Annotated in this window: 3 protein-coding genes and 1 pseudogene; all 4 read left to right on the top strand. The window is 68.6% G+C overall.

Annotated features, from left to right (window positions below; all coding sequences use genetic code 11):
• Nucleotides 1-69: 69 nt before the first annotated feature.
• The 4 genes and pseudogenes from ACGFSA_RS34930 (at nucleotide 70) to ACGFSA_RS34915 (ending at nucleotide 2622) form a co-directional block, all read left to right on the top strand.
• Entirely contained in the window at nucleotides 70-210 is a 141-nt protein-coding gene (locus tag ACGFSA_RS34930) for a hypothetical protein (RefSeq protein ID WP_393310174.1), read from the top strand.
• Between the two features lie 12 nt (nucleotides 211-222).
• Nucleotides 223-696 (top strand): hypothetical protein, encoded by a 474-nt coding sequence (locus ACGFSA_RS34925; protein ID WP_393310172.1) that lies wholly within the window; start codon nucleotides 223-225, stop codon nucleotides 694-696.
• Nucleotides 697-892: 196 nt separating this feature from the next.
• Nucleotides 893-1606, top strand: a pseudogene (locus ACGFSA_RS34920) (Mu transposase C-terminal domain-containing protein); the annotation flags it as partial.
• Entirely contained in the window at nucleotides 1603-2622 is a 1020-nt protein-coding gene (locus ACGFSA_RS34915) for a TniB family NTP-binding protein (RefSeq protein ID WP_393310170.1), read from the top strand. The pseudogene ACGFSA_RS34920 and the gene ACGFSA_RS34915, both read left to right, overlap by 4 nt.
• The last annotated feature ends 972 nt before the right edge of the window (nucleotides 2623-3594 follow it).

Here is a 3594-nt window from a genome sequence, read left to right as displayed (position 1 = left end):
CTGCATCGAACGCGGCACCCGCCGCGACGACACCCTCGCCAACGCCTACCGCGACTGGCTAACCGCCGCTTGACAGCCAATAGGAGCATCAACCGCACGCTCGACGAGCGCCTCAAGGCCGCCCGCTCCAACCTCCGCTTCCAGGGCCGTCGCGTCGCCGACCTCGAAGCCCGCATCGCAGGCCCCGCCGCCGAGAAGGACGCGCCGTGACACGATGCGCGGATGCATTTCGAGCTCGCCCCACCCACAGGCATCGGTCCCCTGAAGATCGGCATGTCGCGCCAGGCCGCCAACCAAGCGTTGGAATCGCTGCGGGAACCCACGGTGATCTCCACATCCGACCGGGCGGGGCAGCACATCTTCCGGCCGAGCGGCCTGATGATCAGCATCGGATGCGCGCGTGACCTCCTGGAATCCGTTGAGCTTGGCCGGCCATCCGAGCCATCGGACGTCGTTCTCTTCCGCGGCATCGACGTATTCGGGCTGCCAGCCCGCCAAGTCGTGACGCGCATGTCCGAGGTCACCACGATCGTCGCCGACGACGACGATCCCGCGTCGTTCGTTGCGCCAGACCTACTGCTCAGCTTCTGGCGTCCGTTCGAGGGCGACGACGAGCCGGAAGACGAACAGGGCTACTACTTCAACTCAGTCTTGCTGGCCCGACCGGGCTACTACGACGGCCCAGGCCAGCCATGAACCCCAGGCCACACATCTGAATTTGTCTCACGAGCCAGTCCACGGCCCGTCCACCGTCTCCCGGTGGACGGGCCGCCCCACGAGACCACCCGGACGAGCTACAGGAACGGCCCTGACTGGTCGTCACGGACATGTAGCCTTTGAATTGTCGCAGTTCAGAGCCGATATTCGAGCTCCTGCGGTCGGTAAACACGCATGGCAGAACCGCCCGCACGAGGGACTGCGTGACCCCGACCATCCCGGACGCCTGTTCACCCCCAACCAGACGTACGCCGCCCTGGTCGAGGCCTGCGGCTACGTCCCGGTCGCGCTCAGCGGCCAGGACTACATCGAGCTCCTGCCCGCGGCCTGGCGGGCTGTGAACTCCTACGGCATCCGGATCAACAACCGCACCTACGACGCCCCCGAACTCGGGCCGATGCGACGGCGTGACTCCGGAGTCACCACCAAACGCGGGCTCTGGGAGGTCCACCGCGACCCCTACGACGTCTCCCGGGTCTGGGTACGCAATCACCGCGGCGGCGGCGAATGGATCCAGGCGACCTGGAAGTACCTGAACCGTGCTCCGGTCCCCTTCGGCGACCTGGCCTGGGACCACGTCAGCCACCAACTGCCCAAGGCCACCGAGGAAGAACTCACCGAAGCCGTCGCCGCCTTGCTCACCCGCGCACACGCCGGCCCCGCCAGGCCAGCGGCGAAGAAGAGCCGGAAAGCCGCAACGGCCAAGAAAGACCGCCGCGTCGCGGCCCGCACCAAGGCCACCACGCCGACGGCAGCCACAACGCCGCCACCGCCGAGCACACAGGACGAGCCCGCCCTGCACGAGCTGGCGGAGGACGAGGAAACCATGGCCGAGGTGATCCCGCTGGGACTCTTCGACCCGCTCGAGGACCCCTGGAAGAGACCATGACGACGATGCCCGACAGCGGCCCGCACGACGACTTCGGCCAGTACCTGACCGTCATGCCGGGCTGGCAGCACTTCGTCGCGTCGACGACCAGCACCACGATGACCGTGCTGACGAAGAACGAGTACGACGCCCTGAGCAAAGAGGAAAAGTACGACTACGACGAGGACCGGCTTGACCACCACGCCCGTCTCCAGGTGGTCGCCACTTCCACCGTCCGCCGCACCGTCACCTGCGGACGTCGCCTGACCGTCCTCAACCGCGGTGCCATCAGCGCACGCCGCGGCTTGATCGTCACCGGTCCGGCCAACACCGGCAAGACGATCGCTCTGACCCAGCTCGGCCTGGCCCACGAACTCCAGGACCGTCGCCGGCACCCCGGGCAGGACGAGCGCATACCGGTCATCTACATCACCGTCCCGCCCGCCGCGACGCCCCGCATGATCGCCGCCGAGTTCGCCCGGTTCCTCGGTCTCCCGGTCCTGCGAAGCTCCAACATCACCGACCTCACCGAAGCCGTGGTCGGCGTCTGCACCAAGGCCCGCACCGGGCTCGTCCTGGTCGACGAGATCCACAACATCTCGCTGCAGACCCGCACCGGAGCCGACGCCTCCGACACACTCAAGTACTTCTCCGAGCGGATCCCGGCGACCTTCGCCTACGCGGGCATCGACATCGAGGACAGCAGCCTCCTGACCGGAACCCGCGGCGACCAGATCGCCGCCCGCTTCACGGCAGTGGACACCCACCCCTTCCCCTACAACACGGAATGGAAGGCCCTGGTCGCCCAGCTGGAGGCGAACCTCCTGCTGCACCAGCACAAGCCCGGCACCCTCACCCGCCTGGACCGGTTCCTGCACACCCGCACCGGCGGCATGATCGGCACCCTGTCCCACCAGCTCCGAGGAGCCGCCGTCGACGCCATCCTCACCGGCACCGAAAAGATCACCAAAGCAGGACTGCTGGCCGTCGACCTCGACATCGCCTCCCGCCGCAAGCAGCCCGGCACCGACGGATGACGTCGCCGGCCCCGGACACCGAGGTCGCCCGCCTTCCGCTCAAGGTCCGTCCGCAACGCGGAGAAGGAGCCGCCTCGTTCATCACACGCCTCGCTAAGGCGAACTACCTTCCTCCCGCCTACCTGCGGAAATACCTCACCGAACCACCCCAACACCTCGGCAGACCGACCTGGCCCCGCATCGCCGCGGCCGCCGGCCGTGACCTGGTCGATCTTCAGCTGATCCTGAACACGGTCGAGTGCAAGGAATGCGGAGCCCCGATCCGGCGCAAGTCGATGTTCGGCGCCAAACCCCTGACCTGCTCGAGGGCCTGTCGCCAGAGGAGACACCGCAAGCGTTACCCCGCCAGCGAGTGGCGCCGGGAACCCTGCCGGATCTGCGGCAAAGTCATGCGGATGCAGATCGGCCAGCGCCGCCCGCTCTGCTCGTCGGCCTGCCGACGGACCGCCTACCTCGAACGACAGCAACGCAACCAACAGGCCGCTGAGGCGCCTTCGAACCCGGAGGGCGACTCACCGCCGGCCTGTCCGGTCTGCCAAGGCCCCCTGGCACCGAGCACCGCGAAGAGCCGACAACGTACGTGCTCGCAACGCTGCCGCCAGTCCGCCTACCGCTGGAGAACAAGACCACCGCGTACACCGGACCCGCCCCGCAAACCGGAACCGACGCTTGCCCGTACATGCGAGATCTGCGAACAGCCGCTGCCTCCTGGCCGCGGACAGTCACGGCGCCGCACGTGTTCAGCCCGATGCCGTCAGCGGGCCTACCGGTGGTCCGGAGAGCAACGTGCGGCGACAACCCCAAGCCCCGTCCCGTTGCCGGGACCTGCGGCTCCACCCAAAACGGTCGGGGGGGGGGGGGGGGGCCCCCCCCCCCCCCCCCCCCCCCACAAAAAAAAACCCCCCCCCCCCCCCCAGCGGCCCCCCCGCCCCAATAACCCCCGCCCCCGCCCCCCCCGCCGCCCCCCCCCCC

This window comes from Streptomyces sp. NPDC048496 (genome assembly GCF_043200055.1).
Lineage (GTDB): Bacteria > Actinomycetota > Actinomycetes > Streptomycetales > Streptomycetaceae > Streptomyces.
This window is presented reverse-complemented; position numbering and strand designations above follow the sequence as displayed.